Source organism: Paenibacillus sp. FSL W8-1187, assembly GCF_037965485.1.
Lineage (GTDB): Bacteria > Bacillota > Bacilli > Paenibacillales > Paenibacillaceae > Paenibacillus_O > Paenibacillus_O pasadenensis.
This window is the reverse complement of sequence record NZ_CP150181.1, coordinates 15,001-40,149: the sequence shown is the minus strand read 5'-3', so window position 1 is coordinate 40,149 and position 25,149 is coordinate 15,001. Positions and strand designations below refer to the sequence as shown.

The following is a 25,149-nucleotide window of genomic DNA, read 5'->3' as shown; positions in this document are numbered from 1 at the left end:
GATCCCCCGGACGCCGCTCCTGCCGGAGAGCATCCGGAGCCGGAGACGGCAACAAAGGCCTCCTGATCCGCGAGGGGCCTTGGGGCGACAACGGGCAGCAGCACGCAAAGAAGCCTCAGCTACCCGCCAAGGCTCTTGCCTATGTTGTCGTACTTGTGTACTTGTTGTCGAAGGGAATCGAATCCGCTACTGCAGCGGGCTGGATACGAGAAGCAGCTCCGGATGCCGCAGCGCCGCCTCGCTGCAATAGTCGCAGACGAGCTTGACGACCATGTCGCCTTGCGGATTATACGCTATTATATCGCTGCGTTCCTCGAGGGTCAAGAAATGCAGGCCGAGCCGGTTCTCCGGAATGCCGTGCAGGCTGGAGATCGTGCCAAGCGGCGTCCGGCAATGCCGGCACTCGTAATGAATCGCCATGAAAGGGGCCTCCTGTCCAAGGGTTTGGCTCCAGTATGCCCACTTTCTGGCTCTTTTAACGCAGTCCGCTAGCCGTTGAACTTGCCCATCGTGTCGTCGAACGGGTGGACCAGCGCATGCTCCGCCGCGTCGCAGGCCCGTTCGGTCATCGCCAGCACCGCCTCGCGCTCGCTTTTGGGAAAGTTGGAGAGCACGTAGTCGGCGATGACCATGCCGTTCGTCGGCCGCGAGACGCCCATGCGGATGCGGTTGAAGCTCTGCGTGCCCATATGCTGGATGATCGACTTGATGCCGTTATGGCCGCCCGGGCCGCCCTGATAGCGCAGCCGGATCTTGCCCGTCTCCGTGTCCATGTCGTCGTAGACGACGATGACATCCTCGAGCTTCGCGTCGAAATACTTCATGAACGCCTTCATCGACTCGCCGGACAGGTTCATGTACGTCATCGGCTTGACGAGCCACACCTTCTCGCTCCCGACGCGGCCGTCGCCGATCAGCGCGCGGCACTTGGCCTGCGTCACCTTGATGTCCCATCGCTCGGCAAGCGCGTCGACCACCTTGAAGCCGATGTTGTGGCGGGTATCCGCGTATTGCGGCCCGGGATTGCCGAGCCCTACGATCCATTTCATTTGTCGCTGCACCTTTCTGTTCGTCGTCTACGAACCACTGTACCATATCCGCGGCCGCTTCGCCCACTGCGGACCGCCGAGCCTCTCCGGCAGGAACGGCCGGTCCGGCAGGCCGCTGCCGCCCTTTCCGTCCGCACAAAAAAGCGCGCCCCGTGCGGGGCGCGCCGTGCGGCCAAGCTCTATTCTTCGTCGACCGCGTTCGCATCCTCGGAACGGGCCGCCGCCTTCTCGTCTTCCTTCGCCGATTCCTCGGCCTCGTCCTCGGAAACTTCCTTCTGCGGCGCCAGCACGCCGGCGATGATCTGCTCCGGATCGGTGACGAGCTGCACCTTGTCCGGCAGCTTCAGCTCGCCTGCGGACAGGTTCTCGCCGACCCCGAGGCCGGAGATGTCCGCTTCAAGCGACTCCGGAATATCGTTCGGGAGGCATTGCACCTCGACCTCGTGCAGCGTCACCGACAGCACGCCGCCTTCGCGGACGCCTGTGGAGTCGCCGGTCAGATCGACGCGAACCGAAGCCTTGATCTCCTCGTTCATATTGATCTGATGCAGATCGACGTGGATCAGCCTGCGTGAGAGCGCGTCGCGCTGCACGTCCGTAATCATGACCGGCTGCTTGCCGGCCTCCGGAATCGAGAGCTCGATGATGGCATTGGGCTGGGAGCGAAGCAGATGAAGCACTGCCTTCTCCTCCAGGGAAATAACCGACGAAGATTCGAGCTTTTTGCCGTACACGACTGCCGGAACCCGGCCCTCCTGGCGGAGCTTGCGAAGGCTTCCCTTCGACGCGTTGCTGCGGGCTTCGGCTTGCATGGTAATCGCCATGATTGTCTTCCTCCTCTTTAGGTCCCTTGCACCTGTGGACAAGATGTCCAGCTTTCCCTAACTATACCCATGCGCGGCGAGCTTTAAACACGGAGGCGGTGGAAAGAAGAGCTTCCGCGCATCCGCCGGCGCCCCCGGACGTAAGCAACCGAAGTCCGCAAAAACGGTCAAACCATTCCGCTCCGCTCCGGCTATGCTGGAATCAGAGGAGGCAAAACGATGACGCAGCAGCAGAGCATCCAAAAGGCGATCCGCTACATCGAAGCCCGGCTGCACGAGCCGCTGGGGCTCAAGGACATCGCCGCCGAAGCCGGATTTTCGGCCTATCATTTCCACCGTCTTTTCCGCGAGCAGACCGGCCACAGCATCGGCGGATACTTGCGCATGCGCCGGCTGGCGCTGGCATCGCGCAGGCTGCTGGAGGAGGAGCTCGGCATCCTTGACCTCGCTCTTTCCTGCGGCTTCGAGAGCCAGGAGGCGTTCACTCGGGCTTTCAAGCGTCTGTACGGACTGCCTCCAGGCCGCTACCGCCGTCTGTTCCGCCACCACCACTCTACACTCGAAAGGATTGATCCTTCCATGTCGACGAACGAAGCCCTTGCCGGCAGTCCCTTGAAAGGCTGGTTCCTCAGCGGAAGCCATCCGCATCAATACCGCATCTCACTGGACCGCTCGATCATCCATCAAGGCAGCGCCTCCGGCCATCTCGAATCGCTTGGCGAGACAGCTCCCGGCGGCTTCGCCACGCTTATGCAGCAATTCCGGGCGGACGAGTACCGGGGCAAACGCATGCGCCTCTCCGGATTTGTCCGGACACGCGGAGCAAGCGGCTTCTGCGGCCTCTGGATGCGCGTCGACAACGCGGCTGAGGACGTCCTGCAGTTCGACAACATGAACGATCGTCCGCTGGCCGGCGACCTCGACTGGAACCACTACTCGATCGTGCTGGATGTCCCCGAAGAGAGCGCGGTCGTCTCGTTCGGACTTCTGCTGTACGGTCCGGGCCGCGTCTGGTTGGACAGCCTGCGTTTCGAGGAGGTCGACTCCAGCGTGCCGACGACAGGCCAGCCGGCGGTTCCGGAGCTGCCTGCCGGTCCCGTCAACCTGCGCTTCGAGGACTGAGTCCGGCTGTCCGGCGGCCAGCGCCCCCGGACGACCAAAAAAAGCCGTCCCGGCCGGGACGGCTTTTTGGCCTGACAAGACAGGAGGAACGAATCGCTCTGTCCTCGTGTCTTTTGGAGCGGGCCCTTCGCTCAGCTTTTGCCGCGCTCCTTTTTCGCCTTGGCGCGGGCGCGGATCTTGTCCGCGTAGCCCGGCTTGTTGACCTGGCGCTCGCGCGCGATGGCCAGGTCTCCGCCCGGCACGTCATGCGTGACGGTGGAGCCGGCGACGACGTACGCGCCGTCGCCGATCGTGACCGGCGCGATCAGGTTGACGTTGCTGCCGATGAAGGCGTCGTCGCCGATGATCGTCTTGGACTTGTTGAAGCCGTCGTAGTTGACCGTAATCGCGCCGCAGCCGATGTTCACGCCGCTGCCGACCTCGGCGTCGCCGACATAGCTCAGATGCGACACCTTGCTCTCGTCGCCGAGCACCGCGTTTTTGAGCTCGACGAAATCGCCGATCTTGCACGCCTTGCCGAGCTTGGAGCCCGGGCGCAGGTTCGCATATGGACCGATGGAGCTGCCCTCGCCCGCCTCCGACTGGTCGACGGTGCTGTAGCGCACCGTGACGCCGCTCGCGAGGGTCGAGTCCTTGATGTCGGCTTGCGGTCCGATGACGCAGTCCTCGCCGATGACCGTGCGACCGCGCAGCACCGTTCCCGGATAGATGACCGTATCCGCGCCGATCTCTACGCCGTCCTCGATGTAGGCCGCCGTCGTGTCGATGAACGTCACGCCGTTCACCTGGTGGCGGCGCACGATGCGGGCCTGCATGAGGCGCTCCGCCTCGCCGAGCGCGATCCGGTCGTTGACCCCGATCGCCTCCGCCAGATCGGACGTGCAGTACGCCTGTACCGTCTCGCCGCCGGAGACGAAGATGCCGACGACGTCGGTCAGGTAGTATTCGCCCTGGGCGTTGTCGTTGGTGACGCGGGCGAGCGCCTCGAACAGCTTGCGGTTGTCGAAGCAGTACGTGCCGGTGTTGATCTCCTTGACCGCCGCTTCCGCCGGCGAGCAGTCCTTCTGCTCCACGATGCGCGTCACCGCGCCCTCGTCGCCGCGGATGACGCGGCCGTAGCCGGTCGGATCGGCGAATTCCGCCGTCAGCACCGTCGCCGCCGCTCCGCTCGCCTCATGCAGCTCCAGCATCGCCTCGATCGTCTCGGCCGTGACGAGCGGCGTGTCGCCGCAGATGACGATCGTCGTGCCTTCCTTGCCGGCCAGCAGCGTCTCGGCCTGGCGCACGGCGTGGCCGGTGCCCAGCTGCTGCTCCTGCAGCGCGAACCGAGCCCGTCCCTCGAGGTAGCTCTGCACCTGGGCCGCTCCATGTCCCGTCACGACGACGATTTCCTGACAAGCCGCCTTTTCCACCGTATCGACGACATGCCCTACCATCGGCTTCCCGCATACGGGATGCAGCACCTTGTACAGCTTCGACTTCATGCGCTTGCCTTGTCCTGCAGCAAGCACGACCGCCATCCGATTCACAGCTGACCGACCTCCCTGATTTCCGTTGTTCTCGTTTGACTAGCATTCCTATATATATATCCCATCCCACGCAAAAAAGAAAGGGAGCCCGAAGGCCCCCCAACCATGCTGAACTGTTCCGGCCCCGATGGGATCAGGCGCCTTCTTCGATTGCAACTTCCTCTTCCGTTGCGGCTCGCTCATACTCGGCGAGCACAGCGGCTTGAATTTTCTCCCGGGTGGTGGAAGAGATGGGGTGGGCGATATCCCGGAATTCCCCGTCAGGCGTACGCTTGCTCGGCATCGCGACAAACATGCCATTGTTCCCGTCGATGACGCGAATGTCATGAACGACAAATTCATTATCGATGGTGATGGATGCGATAGCCTTCATACGACCTTCGGAATTAACGCGGCGGAGTCTGACATCAGTAATCTGCACTTGTGTTCACCACCTTTGCCTATCGAAGACTTGGTGTATTATTCCACAAATCCGTACCGATTCCTTCTTGATTCTGCCAATTCAGAGCCGTTTTATAAAATAAATTTTGGAAATAAACGAAGTTCGGGATCATTCGACATCTGTCGATGCGATCAGCTCGATTTCGACAAGGACATCCTTCGGCAGACGCGCCACTTCCACGGCCGAGCGGGCCGGCTTGTGGTCGCCGAAGAAGGAAGCGTACACCTCGTTGACCGCCGCGAACTGGTTCATGTCCTTGAGGAAGACGGTCGCCTTGACGACCTGCGCGAGCGAGGAGCCGCCTGCGGCCAGCACGGCCTCCAGGTTGCGGAACACCTGCCGCGCCTGCTCCTCGATGCCGCCCTCGACCAGCGTGCCGTCCGGCAGCAGCGGGATCTGGCCGGAGGTGAACAGCAGTCCGCCGAGCTTCACGGCGTGGGAATACGGTCCGATCGCGGCCGGAGCGCCGGCGGCGATGATCGGTTCAAGCTTGGACATGGAGAGCAGCCCCCTATTCGGTATCGAAATAATTGCCCGGCACGATCGTCGTCTGCTTCGTCTTGAGGTCGACGGCCGTCAGCTTGGCGAGCGACACATAGTCCTCGAGCAGCCGGTCCTCGGTGCCGACCTCGCCGGACTCGACGAAGACGCCGACGCCCGCGACCGTCGCATTGAATTCATGCAGCAGGTCCATCATGCCCTGAACGGTGCCGCCGGCCTTCATGAAGTCGTCGATGATGAGCACGCGCGACTGCTCCTTGAGCGCGCGCCGGGCGAGCGACATCGTCTGGATGCGCTTGTTGGAGCCGGAGACGTAATTGATGCTCACGGCCGAGCCCTCGGTCACCTTGTTGTCGCGGCGCACGATGACGACCGGCAGGTTGAGGCAGGAGGCCGTCGCGTAGGCGAGCGGGATGCCCTTGGTCTCCACCGTCATGATGACGTCGATCGGCCGATCGGCGAAAGCGGTCGCAAAAATGCGGCCCACGTCGTTCAGCAGATTCGGCTGGCCGAGCATGTCCGTCATGTACAGGTAGCCGCCCGGAAGCACCCGCTCCGGCTGCTCCAGCTCCCGGCATACCCGCCGGACGATGTCCAGCGACGCCTCGGCGGCCATCCGCGGGATGAACTTGACGCCGCCCGCCGCGCCGGCGAGCGTCTGCAGCTGGCCGATGCCTTCTTCCTCGAATACTTCCTTGATGATGGCCAGATCCTCGCTGATCGAGGACTTGGCCGACTGGTAACGATCCGCGAATGCGGTCAGAGAAATCAACGTATGGGGACGATTGAGCAAATACTGGGTCATCTCGACCAATCGCGCGCTGCGCTTAAGCTTCTTCACCTTGGGGTCCCCCTGGCTAAATCCGAATATTGTAAAGACAATATACCATCTTTATACGGATTTAATCAAGATTGGACTCCGGGAGATGTGAGCATTCTTACCACGTACACTTCCTTGCAGAAGCCGCGCAGCCCGTTGTAGATGCGCGCCAGCTTGGCCTCCTTGGAGACGAGGCCGAATACGGTCGGCCCGCTGCCCGACATGAGCACGCCGTCCGCGCCGAGCCGCAGCATGCTTTCCTTGAGCATCCGCACCTCCGGGTACAGGCGCAGCGTCACGTCCTCCAGCACGTTGCCGAGCTCCTCGCAGACGCCGGTGAACGATCCTCCGCGGATCGCGTCCAGCATGCGCGGCACCGACGGATGGCGGTCGATCGCGCTCACCCGGAAGCGGCCGTATACGTCCGCTGTCGAGACGTTGATCGGCGGCTTGGCCAGCACGACCCAGCAGGACGGCGGATTCTCGATCGGCTCCAGCTTCTCTCCCCGGCCCGTCGCCAGCGCCGTCCCGCCCGTCACGCAAAAGGGCACGTCCGAGCCGAGCTCCGACCCGAGGACCGCGAGCTCCTCGTCCGGAATGCCGAGCCGCCACAGCCGGTTCAGGCCGCGCAGCGCCGCCGCCGCATCGCTGCTCCCGCCGGCCAGGCCGGCCGCGACGGGAATCTTCTTGTCCAGATGGATGTAGACGCCCTTCTTGACGTCATAGCGCTCCTTGATCAGCCTGGCCGCCTGGAAGGCGAGGTTCTTTTCGTCCAGCGGTATGTACCCGGCTTGGCTGGAAATGATGATGGCATCCCGCTGCAGCTCTTCCATCTCGAGCCGGTCGGAAAGGTCCACCATCGTCATGATCATCTCCACCTCGTGGAAGCCGTCCTCGCGCTTGCGCAGGACGTCCAGCAGCAGATTGATCTTGGCCGGCGCCTTCTCGTAGATTTTCATGTCGTCCGATCCACCCGTTCGTTAGATAAACTGCATCTATTATAGCATCCGACCGGGAGAAAAGCGAAAAGGCGGCCCGCCGCTGGACGCGTCCGGATCCGCCTCGTTCCTGCTATCGCTGCTGGCGCGAAGCGGCCTGCTCCGCCATTTGGATGGCCCGCTTCACCATGTTGCCGGCATCCTTCGCCTTGATGCCGCCCCAGCCTTCCTGCTGGACCGTATCGTAGAAGCCCAGATCCTTGGCCAGCTCCACCTTCAGCTGCTCCGACATCGTGCTGCGCCTTCTGCGGCTCATGCTGCATGCCTCCTTTTCGCTCTCAGGTGCGGACGGCAAGCTCTTGCCGCTATCGCCCTCCGTAGTATGAGGGAACGCCCAGCCGAGTATGCGGAGGAAAAACAGCCAAAAAAAACGCGCTGGCAGCGGCCGCGCGCGAAGGTTTCCCCGTGAAACCTGATCTATTCGTCAATGCAGCGGGTTGATCCGCACCTGACCTTCGTCATTGCAGACGGTAACCTCGACCGAGTCCGTCAAAATATCCGCATAGCTGTAGGATACCCGCTTGAATGCGTGCTGATCCTGGTCAAGCTTCACGATGAAAACAGATGGGTAGGTTTCTTCCAAAACACCAGAACGTTCAACCGTCTTGCGCCGGCCTCCATTGGCCCGCAACATGATCTTGGCTCCAATATGAGCTTCCATGCTGCGCTTGATTTCCGACAAAGCATTTCTAGCCATTGGCACTACCACCTCTTTCCTTGTCCATTATAGCCCAAGAAGGATGGCAATGTCAAATAAACGAAAATTATATCATCGTACCAACTTTAGTGTCAATGAATATTTTTCGACTTTCTCAAGGCGCAAGAGCGGGCTTTCACCCTCCCATATAATAAGGATTCGGCTTGACCTGCTTGACCTCGATCGGCTTCGGCAAGCCGACCCGATAGCGTCCCATCGTCTCGATGCCGCCGACGCCATCGATGCCCGAAATCGTGCCGTGGATGACATCCGGCAGGTTCACGCATTCGCGGATCGACGTGTAGCTCGCCTTGATCGCGATGTAGACCGGATCGAGCGCATGGATCAGGATGCGGCCGGGCGAGCTGGCGAAGTTCGCTCCGGACTGCAGCAGCGCCTCGTAATAGGACTGGCAGGCGCCGGCCACGACGACGAGGTTGTCGCGGTTCTTGTCATATTCGCGGGCGACGTGCACCGCGTTGACGAAGTTCTGCGAGTTCTTGTAGCTGCCGATGCTGTACAGCTCGCTGCGGCCCGGCGTCTTGAGCAGCCCGTCATGGCCCGTGATGACGACGATGTCCGGCTTGACCTGCGGGAGCAGACGATAGAGCAGGTCCGCCATCTGGTTCTCCGCCACGTGCAGCCCTTGAGCAGGCACGTTCATCTGGTTGTACAACTGCATGCTCTTGCGCATGTAGTTCGCATCTCCATCGAGATGCAGCACCTTGCCCGGCAGGTCGAAATACGCATGCTTCTCTTCCGGTCGGTAGTCGAGCTCGCTGGCGAAGGCATGGTCGATGAGTTCCGCGCTCATGCGCCGGTTCGAAGCCTTCACCTTGCTTCTCAGCGATTTCGTGACGCCCAGCTCCTCCGGGTTCGCTACCTTCTCCAGGTCGGCGAGCGGCGCGTCCGCGAGCAGACGGTAATCCGATCCTTTAAGTATGGCCGTATCCCCATAAACCGCCTCCACCCGGAAAAGCACGTCTCCTCCATAGGATCGCCGAACGACAAAATCCCCAGTTTCCACTGTGCCATCACCTCTAGCCTCAGCCTATGGGCAATGAGGGCGAATGGTGACAGCCGGATCGGAAACCGGGGGGTTCAAATCATCAGGTCAGGCTTGCTTCAGGCCTTCCCGCTCGAGGGCCGCCGCGAGCGCGGCATACTCCGGCAGCGAGAGCGTCTCGCCGCGGCGCACCGGGTCGATGCCCGTCTCCTGCAGGACGCGGGTCAGCTCCTCGCGCCGGTTTTTGCCGAGCCAGGACGACAGGTTGTTGTGGATCGTCTTGCGCCGCTGCGCGAAGCACGCCTGCACCGTGCGGAAGAAGAAGTCCTCGTCGGCCACCTCGACCGCAGGCTTGTCCCGCATCGCCAGCTTGATGACCGCCGAGTCGACGTTCGGCTGCGGGATGAACACCGTATGCGGCACGATGCAGACCAGCTCCGGCACCGCGTAGTACTGCACCGCCACGCTGAGGCTGCCGTAGGCTTTGGTGCCCGGCTTCGCCGCCATCCGCTCGGCGACCTCCTTCTGGATCATGACGACGATGTTCTCCAGCGGCAGCCGCTGCTCGAGCAGCTTCATCAGAATCGGCGTCGTCACGTAATAGGGCAGGTTGGCGACGACGCTGACCGCGCTCGTCTCCGCGAACTTGTCGCGGAACAGCTGCTGCAGGTCGAGCTCCAGCACGTCGGCATGCACGACCGAGACATGCTCCTCCGCTCCGAGCACCTCCTGCAGGATCGGGATGAGGCGCTGGTCGATCTCGACCGCGGCGACCGCTTTCGCCTGGCGGGCGAGCTGCTCGGTCAGGGCGCCGATGCCGGGACCGATCTCGAGCGCGCCTTTCGTCTTGTCGAGCCCTGCGGCCGACACGATCTTGTTCAGGATGTTCGGGTCGATCAGGAAGTTCTGGCCCAGGCTCTTCTTGAAGGAGAATCCGTGCCGCTCGATGATTTCCTTCGTCCTTCTCGGTGTCGCTACATCGGTCATGATCCGATTTCCTCCTTCATCTGCTCCAGCGCCTCGCGGAACTCCTTCCGGCTGATCCGGAAGCTTGCGCAGCGCTTCATGAACTGCTTGCCGTTGCAATAGCCGATGCCGAGCCGATTGCCCATGAGCAGCCGGCGCCGCGCGGCATCCGGATGGACGAGCAGCCCCGCCTCCATCAGATCGGCATGGGTGATTTCCGGCTCGCCGGCCGCGCCTTCCGTACGCACGGATGCGAGCGCGCGCCGCACCGCCTCCGGCGAAGCGTTCTCGACGCCGATGTCTCCGCGGTAAAGGGCGTCCTCCTGAGGCAGGAACGCATGCTTGCAGCCGGGAATGCGCTGAGAGACGATCTTGCGGATGCGTTCCCCGGCGTGGTCGGGGTCGGTGAAGATGATGACGCCGCGCCGCTCCATCGCCAGCTCGATCCGGCGGAGCACCTCCTCGCCGACAGCCGAGCCGTTCGTCTCGATCGTATCGGCCTCGACGGCCCGCTTGACCGCCGTCGTGTCGTCCTTGCCCTCGACCACGATGATTTCCTTGATCACTGGCTTGTCTCCTTTGGTTCCGCTTGCTTGCGACAGGGTAAAAGATCACAACTAGCTTTGACCCTTTCGCCGTCCCTTACTCCCCGCTATTTCCTTATAAACGCCCAAAACGGGCCGCTGAAAAACAGCGGGCCCGCTCGCAAAAGATCAGCTCAGCTTCGGCTTGGTCGGTCCAAGGACATAGACCGTATAGCCTCGCTTCTTGCCGAATTTTTTCACGTAGGATTCACTTTCGTAGAACACGTCGATTTTCTTGCCGTTGATCGCTCCGCCCGTATCTTCGGCGCGGCGGAAGCCGATGCCTTCTATATACACCCACCATCCCAGCGGGATGACGTCCGGGTCGACTGCAATGGTGCGCCCTTCGGACACTTTCGCTCCGGAGGCGGTGACGCCGTAACCGGGGTCGCCTTTGGATTTGCCCGTGGAGGCGAATCCGGCGGTATACGCGGTCAGGGTAACGTTGGTGAGAACTTTCTTGGCTTTGAGATCGAGACCGGATTTGGTCTGAGCTAGGGCTGGAGATGAGGATGCCGCGGTCAGGACCGCTGGCTTCGGTTTGGGCTTTTCCTTGGTTCCCACCGCCACGACCTTGCTGACGGCTTGTTTCTCCATGGATTTGGCGAGCAGAGTCTTCGTGACCAGTTTGCCGTCCTGGTACACCTTTTCGAAGGTTTTGACGAGTTGGCCGTTCTGGCCGGCCTTCACCATCTTGAGCTGCCCCTTTTCCAGGGTAGCGTCCTGCTTGCGGACGACGGTGAACGGGATGTCGTGCTTGGTCGTAATCTGATGCTTGTCGATTCTCATGACGCGGATCGTCATGTTGGCTTTCAGCTTGCTTTCGGAGCTCGGGAATACTTTATCCTGCTCCCGTACGGCAATATTGGATTCTCCGATCGCCGCTTCCACGGTCTTTTTGGTGGTCTTCACCTGCAGGGCCTTGCCGTCGGCAAGAATCGTCACCGGCACCGCCTGGTCGATCACGATGCGGTCGCCCTCCTGAAGCGCGGCGCCGAGCGGAATCGACAGCTCGTCATGCGGTCCGACCGCGATCGCCTGCTCCTCCAGCAGCTGCTGGAGCGAGGAATGGCTCGTGCTTACGATTTTCTCCTGCCCGTTCAGCACCAGAGAGACGCTTTTTTCCGACGTCCCTTTCAGCAACACCAAAAACATGAAAGTCATTGCGAGTGAGATCGTTATGCTAAGGATAATCAAACGCAGGTTGTCATGCTTCCATCGCCATTGGAAAGACTTGCTGGATGATCGTTGTACATGGGTTTCCTTTAAAGGGATAGCGCCCACTTCTTCGGTCCTCCTTACATAGCCCCGCCGCCTCGTGTTACGCATGATAATTCAAGACGCGACTATTAGGTTTTGTACGTGCCGAGCAGCACGCCGCTGGCAGCCTCGCCTCACCTCCACCGTTAACCCTATGTCGACGTATAATTCATTATTCAAACAAAAAGAAGCCGTCGACAGAGGATCTGTTTCGTGGCTTCCCGGGTGGTCACGATCAGGTGGAAGTGGAGCACGAGGTTGATCTCTCTTATATGCGCTTACGAGGTTAGCTGACGGGTTCGGGCAAGAGAGCTGCCCTATCGGCTCAAGGACCCTGCTCGTGGTCCCGGCGAATTCACCCCTGGAAAAGTACAGCTTGTCTGGCGGTCAAGCGTCATCCCTTCGGTATGTACGGCTTGCGTCCCCTTCTGCTGCGATGGTTCCCCCGCTCCCCCCGTTCGGGGAGATTAAGCGAATGATGAAAATCCTGCATCACTCAAAGCTCTGTGTTGAATCATACCGTTTCCTTCAAGCGATTGTAAAGACACGATAAAATCCTCTGAGATTCAAAATCGAGGGTTTTCGGGCGATGACGGACGTTTTATTCAAGGAAAGGTCAATCTTTCTCCTCCACAAGTCTTTTTTCATCCGATATCACGCCATTTTAAGAAATTTGGAAACATTTTCTTGCATTTGCCGATGTGATGGAAACGATTTCTTCTACAGATTTACCTTTTATTTCCGCAGCCGTTTCGGCCACGAGCGTGACGAAAGAGGTTTCGTTCCGCTTGCCGCGATGGGGGTGCGGAGCGAGGTAAGGAGAGTCCGTTTCGAGCAGCAATCGGTCCATCGGCACTTGCGCGAGCACCTCTTTGGGAACCCTTGCATTTTTGAACGTGACCGGTCCGCCGAAGGAGATGTAGAAGTTCATGTCGAGGCACTGCTTCGCCGTTTCCCAGCTGCCGGAGAAGCAGTGCATGATGCCTCCGACCTCCTCCGCTTTCTCCTCGCGGAGGATGCGGACGACATCCTCATGGGCGTCGCGGTTATGGATGACGATCGGCTTGCGGCATCGCTTGGCGATCGCGATCTGGTCGCGGAACGCCTGCTGCTGGACCTCCTTCGGCGAGGTGTCCCAGTAATAATCGAGCCCGATTTCTCCGAGCGCGGCGACCTTCGGATTGCTCATCAGCGACTCGATCCAGGCCAGATCGCCCTCGCGCAGATCGGCCGTGTCGGTCGGATGCCAGCCGACGATGGCGTAGACGAAGGGATAAGATTCGGCAAGCTCCAGCGTCGTCGGGATCGTTTCCCGGTTGAAGCCGACATTGAACAGCAGCTCCACGCCGGCTTCCCGCGCGCGCTGAATCGCTTCGGCGCGGTCGTTGTCGAATTTCGGTGAGTCCATATGGGTGTGCGTGTCGATGATTCCTTTCATGGTTCGACTCCTTTCATGCTTCGCCGCTCTGCTCCAAGCCCAGACGGGCCGCCGTACGCGGCTTCAGCTTATGCCGGATCCGTCCGGCGGCTTCTTCATCATAATACAGGCGGTAATGGCCTCGGTGCATGCCCGTGATCGAGGGAACGACATCGGAGCGCAGCGAGATTTCCGTTACGGCTCCGCTCGGCTCGAGCAGCAGGATGGGTGGCTTGCCCCTTCCTCCATCGGTCAGGCCCTCGGTCGCGGATCGATACACATGATAAGGAAGATCGTACGGGAAATCAATTTCAAGCTCATAGCCCGGATCCATTCCCGCCGCCGCCATTTCCTCGAAGCACAGCTGCGCTTCTGATTCATGCTCTTTCTCGAAGGTTATATACTTGTACAATTTGCGATGAAGGAACCGCGAGCACAGCTGCGACAGCAGCTTGTCCTCCTCTTCCGTCCATGCCACGAACGCCGTCTGCACGAGCGCCTCGTCGAGCTTCAGGTAGGAAGGAACATCGAGCTGGCCTTGGAACAGCTTGACGATCGGATCCGGAATCCACCCGAACGGATAGCCCGAGCGGCACAGCTCCTGGGCGCGAAGCAAGATTTTCCGGAGGATGATCTCCGAGCTGCGGGTCACCGGATGGAAGTACACCTGCCAGTACATCTGATACCGGCTCATGAGATAATCCTCCACCGCGTGCATCCCGCTCCCCTTGACGACGATCCGCCCCTGATGGGGCCTCAGCACGCGCAGGATCCGGTCCAGATCGAACGTGCCGTAGTTGGCTCCGGTAAAATAGGCGTCCCGGAGCAGGTAATCCATCCGGTCCGCGTCCATCTGGCTCGAGACGAGATTGACGACGATCGGCTTCTCGTAGTTCTTGCGGATGACCGAGGCCACCTTGCTCGGAAAATCGGCCTCCACCGTGCGCAGGAGCCGGTTCACTTCCGTCTTTCCCTCTATTATATGGCAGCTCCATTCCTCATGGTCGAACTCCATCACTTCCTCGATCGAGTGGGAGAACGGTCCATGCCCCAGATCGTGAAGCAGGGCCGCGCACAGACAGAGCAGCTTCTCTTCCCTCGGCCAATCCGGGTACTCGCTCCGCTCGAATTGCGAGATGATCCGGCGGGTAATCTCATATACGCCCAGCGAATGGCTGAAGCGGCTATGCTCCGCCCCGTGAAAGGTCAGGTAGGTCGTGCCGAGCTGGCGGATCCTCCGCAGCCGCTGAAATTCCGGCGTATCGATCAGATCCCAGATCAGCTGATCTTGCACGTAGATATACTTATGGACAGGATCCTTGAACACCTTTTCTTCTTCCAGCCTCGCCATTGCCCCACCTTGCTTTCTGTTCATAGTTTCGACAAAAACCCCAGGTTTTTGTCGAATGATGTCGCAAATATATTTCCAATTGAAACTTGTCTATAGTAAGATAGCCTAAGTTGGAACCCCTTGTACCGCCTGCAATGCCTTATTTCTTCGCGAATCGCGGCCAAAAAGGCAGGTTGACTGTTTTGGGAATGGTTGGTATGATAGGGATCATAAAAAGTAGCTTTTTGTCGAAACATGACGATACATGAACCTACGAAAGGGGTTAAGTTGCCCTATGATGAAGTCTACCGGAATTGTACGTAAAGTCGATGAGCTCGGACGCGTCGTCATCCCGATCGAACTGCGCCGCACCCTCGGAATCGGGGAGAAGGACGCCCTGGAGATCTACGTGGACGGAGAGCGCATCATGCTCAAGAAATACGAGCCTGCCTGCATCTTCTGCGGAAACGCGGAGAACGTCGCTTACTTCAAAGGAAAGATCGTCTGCAATTCTTGCCTTTCCGAAATGCCTTCCCCTGTGACAAAATAGAATAAATCAGGTATACTAGGTTTTAGCAACTTAACCCAAGGTATTTCTAACCTTTTTATACTCCTTACTTGCCTTCCTGAACCGCTCGCGGCTCAGGAAGGTCTTTTTTTATTTACGCATGACTTCATTATAGACGTCGCGCTTGGAGAGGCCCCGGTCGGCGGCCGCCTGCTTGATCGCCTCCTTGCGGTCCTGGCCAAGACGCTCATAATGCTCGACATGCTGCTCGAGCTCCAGCGCATGCCACCATTCCGTGCCGGCCTCGACTTTCTCCGCCTCCCCCTCGGCGATGACGAGGCAGTATTCGCCCAGCGGCTCCTGCTCCTCCAGATGGGCGATCAGCTCGGACAGCCTTCCCCGCGCCGCTTCCTCATGGCGCTTGGTCAGCTCGCGGATCATCGCCGCCTCCCGGTCGCCGAGCCGCTCGAGCAGCGCAGGCAGCGTCTTGCGGATGCGATGCGGCGACTCGTACAGCAGCAGCGTTCCCGGCAGCGCCTTCAGCGGCTCCAGCCATTTCTCCAGCGACTTCTTGTCCCGCGGCGGGAATCCCGCAAAGGTGAAGCGCTCCGTCGACAGCCCCGACATGATCAGCGCCGACAAAGCGGCGTTCGCTCCAGGCACCGGCACGACCGGGATGCCCCGAGCGGCCGCCTCGCGCGCGAGATCCGCTCCCGGATCGGAAATCGCCGGCATGCCGGCATCGCTCACAAGGGCAATCGAGCTCCCTTCCTCGAGCAGCCGCAGCAGCTCCGGTCCGCTGCTCGCCTTGTTGTGCTCGTGATAGCTGACCATGCGGTTGTCGATCTCGAAGCGGCTGAGCAGCTTGCGCGTCTGCCTCGTATCCTCCGCCGCGATCAGCGCGGCTTCCTTCAGGATGCGGATCGCCCGCATCGTCATGTCCTCCAGATTGCCGATCGGCGTCGCCACCAGGTACAGCGTTCCTTTATCCGTCGGTTCGAAGCTCTTCTGCAGCTGCATCCGGCTTCCCCCTTCCTTGATGAAAATAAATGTCCATGATCTCGTCGCTGTACTGCCCGTCGTCCTGATACACGATCAACGGCGGAAGCAGGCGCACGGACGGGCGTCCGCCGCGGACAGCCTCGATCAGCACCATGTTGGCCTCCGAACCGGCATGGGGATGGACGAAACGGATCCGTTTCGGCTCCAGCTTGTGACGGGTCATGGCCGAGACGATCTCGATCAGGCGACCCGGACGATGGACCATGGAGACTCGCCCCCCGGTGCGGAGCAGGCGCGCGCATTGCTCGACGATCTCTTCGAGCGTGCCGTTCATCTCATGGCGGGCCGCCGCCACATGCGGATTTTCATTGCGGTCGCCGCTCGCTGGAGGCAGATAAGGCGGGTTCACCGTCACCGCGTCATAGCTGCCGTAGCCGAGCTGCTTGGCGAGCAGCCGCAGATCGCCTTCGACGATCCGGATCCGCTCCTCGAGCCCGTTGAGGGCGACGCTTCGCCGGGCCATGTCCGCCAGGCGCGGCTGGATCTCCACCGCGTCGATGCCGGCTTCGCAGCGGGTCGAGAGCAGCAGCGGCACGACGCCGTTGCCGGTGCACAGATCGACGATTCGGCCGCGCTTCGGCACGCCGGCGAAGCGGGCCAGCAGCACCGCATCCATCGAGAAGCTGAACACCTCCCGGCTTTGGATGATGCGGAGCCGATGGGTCAATAGATCATCCAGCCTTTCGCTGGGCAGCAAATCAAGCTCCATGATGCATAGCTTCTCCTTCCAGGATAAAATCATAAATGGTCCATGACGACAAACAGGACCCGCAAGCGGGTCCTGGAAGGGTTATTTGTTCAGGAAGGAGAGGCAGAACAGGCAGTCTCCCTCGGTGCGGAGATGACCGTAGTTCACGTTGCAGATGTGGAATCCTTCGTAATAAAGGCGGGCCAGATTGTCATGCCCTTCTCCGACTGCAGGCGCATCCTCCCTATCCGCTTCGTCCGTCAGGACGGCCGCCGCCGCAGTAACGGCTTGCGCCGCTCCGGCCGGATCGGCCTTGCGCCGTTCTCCGTGCGGATTCGTTTCTTTTTTGAGCACCTTGCGCAGCTGGCGGTTCTCGATCGTCAGCTGCTGGTTCGCTTCGAGCAGCTGCTTGACGCTGAGCTTCAGCTCTCCCAGCTCTCGATGGAAGGCGCCAACCGTCGCTTCAAGCTCCTCCAAATGCAGGAAAAGATCTTTTTTGTCCAAGAACTCACACCCCAGAGCTTTGCTGCAAATCATTCAAGCCCGGCTGGCGCCGGCCTTACTTGACTACAACCTCGTCGATCGGCATTTCCTTCGGCCGTCCGCCTTGATCGAAGAGCTGGACGAACACCTTCTTGGACGAGGCATTGATGCCGGTGACGCGTCCCTCTCCATGCGAGGTGACGACCGTCTTGCCGACGGAAGGCATTTCTTCCCGGATGCTCTCGTAGTTATCATGCTCAAATTTCAAGCAGCACATCAGCCTGCCGCATAATCCGGAAATCTTGGTCGGATTGAGCGAGAGACTCTGATCCTTGGCCATCTTGATGGACACCGGATCGAAGTCGCCGAGCCAGGACGAGCAGCAGAGCACGCGTCCGCAAGGTCCGATGCCGCCCAGCATCTTGGCTTCGTCGCGGACTCCGATCTGCCTCAGCTCGATCCGGGTCCGGAATACGCTGGCCAGATCCTTGACCAGCTCGCGGAAATCGATCCGGCCTTCGGCCGTGAAGTAAAAAATGATCTTGTTGCGATCGAACGTAAATTCGACATCGACCAGCTTCATCTTGAGGCCGTGCGCGCGGATCTTGTCCAAGCAAGTCGCGAAGGCGTTCTGGGCGGCGCCACGGTTCTCTTCCACGACTTTGGCGTCCTGCTCGCTGGCGATGCGAATGACTTTTTTAAGCGGGAGAACTACGTCTGATTCGTCTACTTGTTTCTGTCCGACTACGACTTTGCCGTATTCCACACCCCGGGCCGTTTCCACGATGACATGATGGTCCGTGCCTACGGGGTGATCGACGGGATCAAAGTAATAGATCTTGCCCGCTTTTTTGAAGCGGACACCGACGACATTATACAAGGATTAACCCTCCTGTAGACGTACCATTAATTGCTCGAGGGCAAGCTGGGGAGCGACGTTCGCCTTGATCATCCCCGCTGCCCCCATCGTATGCTCCATGCACGAAACCCAGTAAGCCGCCGGCTTCGTAAAGGCATGGGCGCTTATCCAATCCACCTGATCTATGAAAACCATCTTGTCAGACCTTCCGGCCTGAAAATGAATCATGTCTCTGTACCATAACACCAATAAGGACAAAAGCAGCTGCGGATCGGCACCCAGGTCCGTCTTGGACAGGCGCTGCTGGACGGTGACCAGAGCCGCAGTGAATCGAGACAAGCTCTCCTTGCCTAATTGTATCACTACATTTCGGATTTCTGCAAACCCAACTTGCGCCGTCAAAGCCCTTGAGGCATCCTTGCCGGAGGCCAGATGGACGGCCGCCCGCGCGAGCAGCGGAGGCTCTCCTTCGGCGACGAGCTGCTCCAGCATCTCCTCCGTGGAGTAAGGAAGGAAAGGCACGGGCTGGCTGCGGGAAGCGATCGTCGGGAGCACCGATCCGGGATGCGTCGCCAGCAGGATCGCCACCGTCGGCGAGACCGGCTCTTCCAAAAACTTCAGCAGGCTGTTGGCGGCCTGCGGCGTCATGGCATCGGCCTTTTCGATGAGGTATACCTTGCGGCTGCCTGCATCGGCCGTCCGATAGGCCATCTCCCGCTGCAGCTCCTGGATCTGGCCGAGCTTGACCGACTGGCCGTCCGGCGCGATGCGATGCAGATCCGGCTGGTTCCCGTGCTCGAACTTGCGGCATTCGAGGCACTCTCCGCAGGCGTCATCTCCGCGGGAAGTGCAAAAAAGCGCCTGCGCGAACGCAAGCGCCGTCTGCAGCTTTCCGGTGCCGTTCGGCCCGGCGAACAAATAGGCATGGGACACCTTGCCGGTGCGCAGCGCATGCTGAAGAATCTGCTTGGCCTTGCCCTGGCCGGGGATATCGGAAAGTTTCACGGATCGAATCCTTTCTATTTAAAAAAGCAGGTTGATGAGCAAGCCGCGGATATCGCCCACGCTCTGCAGCAGCTGCATCCGCCCCTGCTCCGTCTGCAGCAGCTCCTCCGCCATCGCGAGGAGGCTCTCGTCGACCTCGTCGAGCAGCTTATGCCGCTTGATTCGGCCTCTGCGGTCCATGCTGCGCACGTCCTTGATGCCGACGCCGCGGCGCACCGTCAGCTCGAGGAACTGCTTGACCATCGCCTTGTACGTCTGCAGCTCGCGCACCGTCATGGAGCGGGCGAGCCGGTCTCCCTGCGCCTGGATGTCCTGCAGCTTCTGCTGCAGCTCCTCCCGCGTCCGGCTGCCGTTCTGCTGGTGCATGACGTCGGCGAACGATTTCGGCTGCACCGCGCGCCCGGCTCCGCTGCCCGAGACGCGGTCCTGGCCGAGAGGACGGTACCCTGGATCGATTTTCATGCCAACCCTCTCCTGTCAGAAATGTTCGAAGCGCTCGACCGGAAGCACGAACACCGCCGCGCCTCCCACCTGGACCTCGACGGGAAAAGGAATATACGAATCCGTCGTGCCGCCCATCGGCGACACCGGAGTGACGAGCTGATCGCGCACCTTGCAGTTGGAGCGGATGCAATGAAGCACCTCGTGCACCCGTTCATCCTCGATTCCGATCATGAACGTCGTGTTGCCGGCCTTGAGGAAGCCCCCTGTGCTGGCGAGCTTGGTCGCCCGGAAGCCTGCGCTTACCAAGGCGTTGGAAAGGCGGTTGCTGTCTTTGTCCTGTACAACGGCGATGACGAGCTTCATCCTCATCCCTCCTGTAACGTTTCCGTTAAAATTCGACATGCTTCAGATGGAATCCTGCTGCCGGGGCCAAAGGACCCTCATCGCTTCTTCCCGAATGGCATCGGGCGCCGCCGAGGCGTCCAGCCGGAACATCCGCCGGGGCTCTTGCTCGTGCAGCAGCCGATATCCTTCTCTGACGCGGCGATGGAACGACTCCGCCTCCAGATCGAGCCGGTTGACCTCCCGCTCGCTCGAAGCGGCGATCCGCGCCAGCCCGAGCTCGGGCGGCACGTCGAGCCACAGCGTCACGTCGGGCATCCATTCGCCGATCGCATAGCGGTTGATGCCGCGCACTTCCTCGATGCCGAGTCCTCGGGCGTAGCCCTGGTACGCGAGGCTGCTGTCGATGAAGCGGTCGCAGATGACCCATTGCCCCGCTTCGAGCGCGGGCACGACCTTTTCGACGAGATGCTGCCTGCGGGCAGCCGCATACAGCAGCGCTTCCGTCCGGGCATCCATGCTCGTATGGGACTTGTCGAGGATGACCGCGCGGATCTTCTCGGCGATCGGAATTCCACCGGGCTCGCGGGTCGTCAGCACGGACTGTCCTCTTGCTTCCAGCTCCGCCGCGAGAGAGCGGATCAGCGTCGTCTTGCCCGCTCCTTCTCCGCCTTCTATTGTAATGAAGATTCCTTTAGACACGTTCATGCTCCCTGCATCTGGTTTCCCTTTATCATACCATAGATCGGGCGCGAAACCGCGCGGCTCCGCCGAAAGGCTTATTGTCGCCTTACCCGGATCCAGCCTCGTTCAGACGCATTTTTACCCTGAAACCTCGCTTCTTTCAGCCGCTGCATGCTTGCGATTGCCCGATCCGTAAGCGGCTCTCCCTCCAGCACGAGCGGTATTCCCGGCGGGTAGGGAATGATCGTCTCGGCGCTGATGCGGCCAGCTGCCTCCAGCAGCGGCACCAGCTCGGTTTCCCTTTCCTCCGGCGGGAAGCGTTCCAGCCTGGTCGGCTTGGAGAAAAGAAAGGCAGCCTCGTTCGAGCCGGCCTCGGCATCATCTCCGGAGGCAGCTTCTGCGCCATGCGCCTGTTCGCTATCCGTATCCGATTCGTCATCCCGCGCCTCTGCGCGGCCGAAGGCTCTTTCCACCGCGGACAATCCCTCGTCTACGAGCGCTTCCAGCTCCGCAAGAGCGGCCAGGAGCCGCTCCGCTTCCTCGATGCCGGTACGCGCGCCGACGAGCAGCACGACATAGGACTCGTCGGCCATCTCCGCCCAGATGCCCCGTTCCTCCAGCTGCCGCAGCAGCTCGAAGCCTTGGATTCCGCCCAGCCGGTCATGAACGACCAGTCGCAGCGGGTCCGTGCGAATCTCCCCGTCCTCAAGAAGATCCTCCGCAAGCCCCCATCGCGCGCTTCGGCGAATGCCGCTGCGGATCGCCGCCGCAGCCTCCAGGCCGGGAGCGAACCACTCTTCCCCGTGCTCATCGAGCAGTCCGCGCGCGAGATCGAGCGAAGCCATAATCGGGTACGATGGAGAGGAGCTCTGCAGCGCGGCGAGCATCGCCTTCACCTTCCGTCGATCCAGCCTCTCTCCCTGCATGTGCAGCATCGCCCCCATCGTCATCGCGTGAAGCGTCTTGTGCGTCGACTGGACGACGGCATCCGCTCCGGCCTGCAGCGCTCCTGACGGCAAGCTCGGGTGAAGGCCATAATGCGCGCCATGGGCCTCGTCTACGAGCAGCAAGCATCCGGTCCGATGGACGAGCTCCGCATAAGGATGCAGGTCGCGCGACCAGCCGTAATAGCTCGGGGTGCTGAGAAAAAGCGCCTTGGCCTGAGGCCAGCTGCGAAGCGCTTGTTCGACCGCTGCCAGCTCGGGCAGCTCCGTCAGGCCGCTTGCCGTCTCGATGCGCGGCTCCAGAAAGACGGCTTCCGCGCCGCTCAGCCGGATGCCGTTCAAGACAGATTTATGGACATTGCGCTGGACCAGCACGATGTCCCCTGGCCCCGTGCAGCCGAGCAGAAGAGCGAGATTGCCGGCCGTGCTTCCTCCGACGAGGAACGCCGTCTCCTCGGCTCCGAAGCGGCGGGCAGCAAGCTGCTGCCCCTGCTCGATGGCTCCGGACGGATCATGCAGGTCGTCCGTATCGCTCAGCTCCGTCACATCCATAGGCAGCAGTCCGCCTAGGGCGGCTAGGAACGATGGCGCTCCGTCGTCGCTCTCGTCGTTCCAGCGTTCCGATGCCGCCAGCGATCTCGCGATTCCTTTGTGGCCAGGGACATGAAAAGACAAGGGCCGGGCAGCGGCGTGCCGCTGCAGCATGTCTACGATCGGCATCATTCTCTTCAATGAAACGGCTTCCTTTCCCGCTCAACGGATCTTTTCCTCCATTGTAGCGGTCCGCCCGTCCAAAAAAAAGCTCCCGCCATTCATGGCGGAAGCTCAAGCATTTTTATGGATCCAGATCTGTCTCATCTGATGAACGTAGAAAGGATATTTCTCATCCAGCACATCGGTTTGCACCATTTCCCTCTCGCAGCTCCCGCATATGAATTCAGTCACGATTCGCAATCCTTGGTCATGGGGTTTCAGCTCGCCGCATACGATGCAGTTGCACATGGCTTCCTCATGCATCACCCATCCGCCTTTCTTTCCTTGCAATGATAGTAGCATTATGTCCTTCATTCTAGCAATTCATACCTGCGCTTCGCTATAATAAGCAAGAAGATGACATCGGCCCATCCGCGCTTCTATAAGATATGCCGCTCCTCGCCAAGGGTGATTGGCGCATCCGGTCCACGGCTGGCGCCGTTCCGAGCAGACGGGCTTCATTCCAAGGAGGATTCCATGTTCCAGCCTCTATCCGAGCAGAAGGAAGCGACCATCTATCAATATAAGCTTGTCCGCAAGCTAGCCTTCGAGCAAGGCTTTCAGCGGTTCTACTACATCTCCGGCGCGACCCTTGCGCTCGCGCTTCTTATCGCCGATCCTTGGCCGTCGCTGCTCGGCCTGATGACGGGCTTTATGTTGATTCCCGCCTTGCATGCGGCCATTATCCGCATGGCTCTCCTGCGCAGGCATTCGCTGGAGTCCACTTCCCGCCGCTGGCAATGGAGATGGAAGCTTCCCTTTCCCGGCTATATGCCGGTGCTGCCTATGGAACTGTCCGTCTTCCAGCGGCTTCAGCTCCACAAGCTTTGGATCGGAGCCTGCGCCATCGGAGCTTTCTACCCGTGGCTGTCTCCATGGCTGCTCTCCGCTTATCTGCTGCTTCATCTATGGCTGCTGGCTCCGCTCGTCTATGCCATCGTCCGCCTCCATAAGGAGAACAGGGACGGCGTCATCAAGCTCCCCTTCGAGGAGCCGTTCTTCTCTTACTATCATCGTTAGATCAGGCCGATGCCTGGTCTTCTTTTTTATAACCTGAAGAAGATCGAATGAAGCTCGATCCATGCAAAAAGCCGCCGCATCTTCGGATGCGGCGGCTCGTGGTTGCAAGTGCTTGGCGACGTCCTACTCTCCCAGGACCCTGCGGTCCAAGTACCATCGGCGCTGGAAGGCTTAACGGTCGTGTTCGGGATGGGTACGCGTGGTTCCCTTCCGCCATCGCCACCAAACGTCCTGCTTGCTCAAGGCGTAGGCTTGCGCCCTGAAAACTGGATCGAACGAAATGCCGTGCTGACCGGCTGGTTCTTGCTAAGTAGGATAAGCCCTCGACCGATTAGTACTCGTCAGCTGCACACGTTGCCGCGCTTCCACCTCGAGCCTATCGACCTGGTCGTCTTCCAGGGGTCTTACATACTGGGAAATCTCATCTTGAGGGGGGCTTCGCGCTTAGATGCTTTCAGCGCTTATCCCGTCCGTACGTAGCTACCCAGCGGTGCTCCTGGCGGAACAACTGGTACACCAGCGGTACGTCCATCCCGGTCCTCTCGTACTAAGGACAGCTCCTCTCAAATTTCCTACGCCCACGACAGATAGGGACCGAACTGTCTCACGACGTTCTGAACCCAGCTCGCGTACCGCTTTAATGGGCGAACAGCCCAACCCTTGGGACCTACTTCAGCCCCAGGATGCGATGAGCCGACATCGAGGTGCCAAACCTCCCCGTCGATGTGGACTCTTGGGGGAGATAAGCCTGTTATCCCCAGGGTAGCTTTTATCCGTTGAGCGATGGCCCTTCCATTCGGTACCACCGGATCACTAAGCCCGACTTTCGTCCCTGCTCGACTTGTTGGTCTCGCAGTCAAGCTCCCTTATGCCTTTGCACGCTTCGAATGATTTCCAACCATTCTGAGGGAACCTTTGGGCGCCTCCGTTACATTTTAGGAGGCGACCGCCCCAGTCAAACTGCCCGCCTGACACGGTCCCTTCACCGGCTTCACGGTGACAGGTTAGAACTCCGATACGATCAGGGTGGTATCCCAACGGCGCCTCCTCCGAAGCTGGCGCTCCGGCTTCTTAGGCTCCCACCTATCCTGTACAGATCGTACCAAAGTCCAATATCAAGCTGCAGTAAAGCTCCATGGGGTCTTTCCGTCTTGTCGCGGGTAACCTGCATCTTCACAGGTAGTAAAATTTCACCGGATCTCTCGTTGAGACAGCGCCCAAGTCGTTACGCCATTCGTGCGGGTCAGAATTTACCTGACAAGGAATTTCGCTACCTTAGGACCGTTATAGTTACGGCCGCCGTTTACTGGGGCTTCGGTTCACAGCTTCGGGTTACCCCTAACCGCTCCCCTTAACCTTCCAGCACCGGGCAGGCGTCAGCCCGTATACTTCGCCTTACGGCTTCGCACAGACCTGTGTTTTTGCTAAACAGTCGCTTGGGCCTTTTCACTGCGGCCCCCTCGGGCTATTCACCCTACCGAGGCACCCCTTCTCCCGAAGTTACGGGGTCATGTTGCCGAGTTCCTTAACGAGAGTTACTCCGCGCGCCTTAGCATGCTCTGCTCGCCTACCTGTGTCGGTTTGCGGTACGGGCACCTTCGCCTGGCTAGAAGCTTTTCTTGGCAGCTGGAGATCATGACCTTCGGTACTGTAAGTTTCCCTCCCCATCACAGCCCAGCCTTACGGTTTGCGGATTTGCCAACAAACCAGCCTCACTGCTTGGACGGACACATCCATCGGTCCGCGTCACTACCCTTCTGCGTCACTCCATTGCTCATAACGGCTTACGGTGGTACAGGAATATCAACCTGT

29 protein-coding genes, 2 rRNA genes and 1 riboswitch (1 of these 32 only partly in view) are annotated in these 25,149 nt (G+C 60.1%); of the genes, 3 read left to right on the top strand and 28 right to left on the bottom strand.

All coding sequences use genetic code 11. The features are described from left to right. Positions 1-186 precede the first annotated feature (186 nt). The 3 genes from NYE40_RS00210 to NYE40_RS00200 all read right to left on the bottom strand — a co-directional run bounded on the left by NYE40_RS00210 (position 187) and on the right by NYE40_RS00200 (position 1,873). Positions 187-420 (bottom strand): anti-sigma-F factor Fin family protein, encoded by a 234-nt coding sequence (locus NYE40_RS00210; RefSeq protein WP_028598257.1) that lies wholly within the window; start codon positions 418-420, stop codon positions 187-189. A 68-nt stretch (positions 421-488) separates the two neighbouring features. Then, positions 489-1,049 (bottom strand): aminoacyl-tRNA hydrolase, encoded by a 561-nt coding sequence (pth, locus tag NYE40_RS00205; RefSeq protein ID WP_028598258.1) that lies wholly within the window; start codon positions 1,047-1,049, stop codon positions 489-491. A 179-nt stretch (positions 1,050-1,228) separates the two neighbouring features. Further along, positions 1,229-1,873 carry a 50S ribosomal protein L25 gene (locus NYE40_RS00200; protein WP_028598259.1) on the bottom strand — a complete coding sequence of 215 codons (645 nt, stop codon included), beginning with the start codon at positions 1,871-1,873 and terminating at the stop codon, positions 1,229-1,231. Positions 1,874-2,092: 219 nt separating this feature from the next. Between NYE40_RS00200 and NYE40_RS00195 the strand changes: the two genes are divergently transcribed. Next, the gene (locus NYE40_RS00195) at positions 2,093-2,995 is read left to right on the top strand and encodes an AraC family transcriptional regulator (RefSeq protein ID WP_028598260.1); all 903 of its coding nucleotides are present in this window, start codon (positions 2,093-2,095) and stop codon (positions 2,993-2,995) included. Between the two features lie 131 nt (positions 2,996-3,126). On the opposite strand, the gene glmU is transcribed toward NYE40_RS00195, so the two are convergent. The 13 genes from glmU to NYE40_RS00130 all read right to left on the bottom strand — a co-directional run bounded on the left by glmU (position 3,127) and on the right by NYE40_RS00130 (position 14,566). Continuing rightward, positions 3,127-4,524: a bifunctional UDP-N-acetylglucosamine diphosphorylase/glucosamine-1-phosphate N-acetyltransferase GlmU gene (gene glmU, locus NYE40_RS00190; RefSeq protein ID WP_028598261.1), complete on the bottom strand. Its 1,398-nt coding sequence runs from the start codon at positions 4,522-4,524 to the stop codon at positions 3,127-3,129. Between the two features lie 133 nt (positions 4,525-4,657). Next, entirely contained in the window at positions 4,658-4,945 is a 288-nt protein-coding gene (gene spoVG / locus NYE40_RS00185) for a septation regulator SpoVG (protein WP_020620824.1), read from the bottom strand. Positions 4,946-5,074: 129 nt separating this feature from the next. Next, positions 5,075-5,464, bottom strand: a complete 390-nt coding sequence (locus tag NYE40_RS00180) for a RidA family protein (protein WP_028598262.1) — start codon at positions 5,462-5,464, stop codon at positions 5,075-5,077. A 13-nt stretch (positions 5,465-5,477) separates the two neighbouring features. Continuing rightward, on the bottom strand, positions 5,478-6,308 hold the full coding sequence (gene purR, locus NYE40_RS00175; RefSeq protein ID WP_028598263.1) for a pur operon repressor: 831 nt from the start codon (positions 6,306-6,308) through the stop codon (positions 5,478-5,480). Positions 6,309-6,373: 65 nt separating this feature from the next. Continuing rightward, a complete protein-coding gene (gene ispE, locus NYE40_RS00170) occupies positions 6,374-7,246 on the bottom strand; it encodes a 4-(cytidine 5'-diphospho)-2-C-methyl-D-erythritol kinase (protein WP_028598264.1) in 873 nt (290 codons plus the stop codon). A 112-nt stretch (positions 7,247-7,358) separates the two neighbouring features. Continuing rightward, positions 7,359-7,541: a small, acid-soluble spore protein, alpha/beta type gene (locus tag NYE40_RS00165; protein WP_028598265.1), complete on the bottom strand. Its 183-nt coding sequence runs from the start codon at positions 7,539-7,541 to the stop codon at positions 7,359-7,361. A gap of 168 nt (positions 7,542-7,709) precedes the next feature. After that, positions 7,710-7,982, bottom strand: a complete 273-nt coding sequence (locus NYE40_RS00160) for a Veg family protein (protein ID WP_028598266.1) — start codon at positions 7,980-7,982, stop codon at positions 7,710-7,712. A gap of 136 nt (positions 7,983-8,118) precedes the next feature. Continuing rightward, positions 8,119-9,009: a sporulation peptidase YabG gene (gene yabG, locus NYE40_RS00155; protein WP_028598267.1), complete on the bottom strand. Its 891-nt coding sequence runs from the start codon at positions 9,007-9,009 to the stop codon at positions 8,119-8,121. Between the two features lie 87 nt (positions 9,010-9,096). Then, positions 9,097-9,975: a 16S rRNA (adenine(1518)-N(6)/adenine(1519)-N(6))-dimethyltransferase RsmA gene (rsmA, locus tag NYE40_RS00150; RefSeq protein ID WP_028598268.1), complete on the bottom strand. Its 879-nt coding sequence runs from the start codon at positions 9,973-9,975 to the stop codon at positions 9,097-9,099. Next, the gene (gene rnmV / locus NYE40_RS00145) at positions 9,972-10,520 is read right to left on the bottom strand and encodes a ribonuclease M5 (protein WP_028598269.1); all 549 of its coding nucleotides are present in this window, start codon (positions 10,518-10,520) and stop codon (positions 9,972-9,974) included. Before rnmV ends, rsmA begins: the two co-directional genes overlap by 4 nt. A gap of 147 nt (positions 10,521-10,667) precedes the next feature. After that, complete coding sequence (locus NYE40_RS00140) at positions 10,668-11,822, bottom strand: 3D domain-containing protein (RefSeq protein WP_028598270.1); 1,155 nt, start codon at positions 11,820-11,822, stop codon at positions 10,668-10,670. A gap of 236 nt (positions 11,823-12,058) precedes the next feature. Beyond that, a riboswitch (cyclic di-AMP (ydaO/yuaA leader) is annotated at positions 12,059-12,282 on the bottom strand. Positions 12,283-12,462: 180 nt separating this feature from the next. After that, positions 12,463-13,236: a TatD family hydrolase gene (locus NYE40_RS00135; protein ID WP_028598271.1), complete on the bottom strand. Its 774-nt coding sequence runs from the start codon at positions 13,234-13,236 to the stop codon at positions 12,463-12,465. Between the two features lie 13 nt (positions 13,237-13,249). Beyond that, positions 13,250-14,566 (bottom strand): HD domain-containing protein, encoded by a 1,317-nt coding sequence (locus NYE40_RS00130; RefSeq protein WP_043111125.1) that lies wholly within the window; start codon positions 14,564-14,566, stop codon positions 13,250-13,252. 274 nt (positions 14,567-14,840) lie between these two features. Here NYE40_RS00130 and NYE40_RS00125 point away from each other — a divergent pair, with 274 nt between their 5' ends. Continuing rightward, a complete protein-coding gene (locus NYE40_RS00125; RefSeq protein WP_028598273.1) occupies positions 14,841-15,095 on the top strand; it encodes an AbrB/MazE/SpoVT family DNA-binding domain-containing protein in 255 nt (84 codons plus the stop codon). 108 nt (positions 15,096-15,203) lie between these two features. Here the strand turns inward: NYE40_RS00125 and rsmI are convergent, their stop codons facing one another. From rsmI to NYE40_RS00075, 10 genes are all read right to left on the bottom strand, one after another. Beyond that, positions 15,204-16,073 (bottom strand): 16S rRNA (cytidine(1402)-2'-O)-methyltransferase, encoded by an 870-nt coding sequence (gene rsmI / locus NYE40_RS00120; RefSeq protein ID WP_043111126.1) that lies wholly within the window; start codon positions 16,071-16,073, stop codon positions 15,204-15,206. Next, complete coding sequence (locus NYE40_RS00115) at positions 16,039-16,824, bottom strand: tRNA1(Val) (adenine(37)-N6)-methyltransferase (RefSeq protein ID WP_028598275.1); 786 nt, start codon at positions 16,822-16,824, stop codon at positions 16,039-16,041. The genes rsmI and NYE40_RS00115 overlap by 35 nt, the downstream gene beginning before the upstream one ends. Positions 16,825-16,905: 81 nt before the next feature. Further along, positions 16,906-17,307: a DNA replication initiation control protein YabA gene (locus NYE40_RS00110; RefSeq protein ID WP_028598276.1), complete on the bottom strand. Its 402-nt coding sequence runs from the start codon at positions 17,305-17,307 to the stop codon at positions 16,906-16,908. A 55-nt stretch (positions 17,308-17,362) separates the two neighbouring features. Continuing rightward, positions 17,363-18,166, bottom strand: a complete 804-nt coding sequence (locus NYE40_RS00105) for a stage 0 sporulation family protein (protein WP_028598277.1) — start codon at positions 18,164-18,166, stop codon at positions 17,363-17,365. A gap of 3 nt (positions 18,167-18,169) precedes the next feature. Beyond that, a complete protein-coding gene (gene holB, locus NYE40_RS00100) occupies positions 18,170-19,150 on the bottom strand; it encodes a DNA polymerase III subunit delta' (RefSeq protein ID WP_028598278.1) in 981 nt (326 codons plus the stop codon). 18 nt (positions 19,151-19,168) lie between these two features. Then, complete coding sequence (locus tag NYE40_RS00095; RefSeq protein WP_028598279.1) at positions 19,169-19,612, bottom strand: YaaR family protein; 444 nt, start codon at positions 19,610-19,612, stop codon at positions 19,169-19,171. A gap of 15 nt (positions 19,613-19,627) precedes the next feature. Then, positions 19,628-19,957: a cyclic-di-AMP receptor gene (locus NYE40_RS00090; protein WP_028598280.1), complete on the bottom strand. Its 330-nt coding sequence runs from the start codon at positions 19,955-19,957 to the stop codon at positions 19,628-19,630. A 42-nt stretch (positions 19,958-19,999) separates the two neighbouring features. Further along, positions 20,000-20,638, bottom strand: coding sequence for a dTMP kinase (gene tmk / locus NYE40_RS00085; RefSeq protein WP_028598281.1), 639 nt, complete (start codon positions 20,636-20,638; stop codon positions 20,000-20,002). Between the two features lie 77 nt (positions 20,639-20,715). Continuing rightward, positions 20,716-22,287, bottom strand: a complete 1,572-nt coding sequence (locus NYE40_RS00080; RefSeq protein WP_043111127.1) for an aminotransferase class I/II-fold pyridoxal phosphate-dependent enzyme — start codon at positions 22,285-22,287, stop codon at positions 20,716-20,718. A gap of 102 nt (positions 22,288-22,389) precedes the next feature. Then, the gene (locus NYE40_RS00075) at positions 22,390-22,566 is read right to left on the bottom strand and encodes a sigma factor G inhibitor Gin (RefSeq protein ID WP_323744212.1); all 177 of its coding nucleotides are present in this window, start codon (positions 22,564-22,566) and stop codon (positions 22,390-22,392) included. Between the two features lie 228 nt (positions 22,567-22,794). Here NYE40_RS00075 and NYE40_RS00070 point away from each other — a divergent pair, with 228 nt between their 5' ends. Beyond that, on the top strand, positions 22,795-23,337 hold the full coding sequence (locus NYE40_RS00070; RefSeq protein WP_028598284.1) for a hypothetical protein: 543 nt from the start codon (positions 22,795-22,797) through the stop codon (positions 23,335-23,337). 110 nt (positions 23,338-23,447) lie between these two features. On the opposite strand, the gene rrf is transcribed toward NYE40_RS00070, so the two are convergent. Then, a 5S ribosomal RNA gene (rrf, locus tag NYE40_RS00065) occupies positions 23,448-23,564 on the bottom strand. An 84-nt stretch (positions 23,565-23,648) separates the two neighbouring features. Beyond that, a 23S ribosomal RNA gene (locus NYE40_RS00060) occupies positions 23,649-25,149 on the bottom strand; it runs 1,440 nt beyond the window's last position.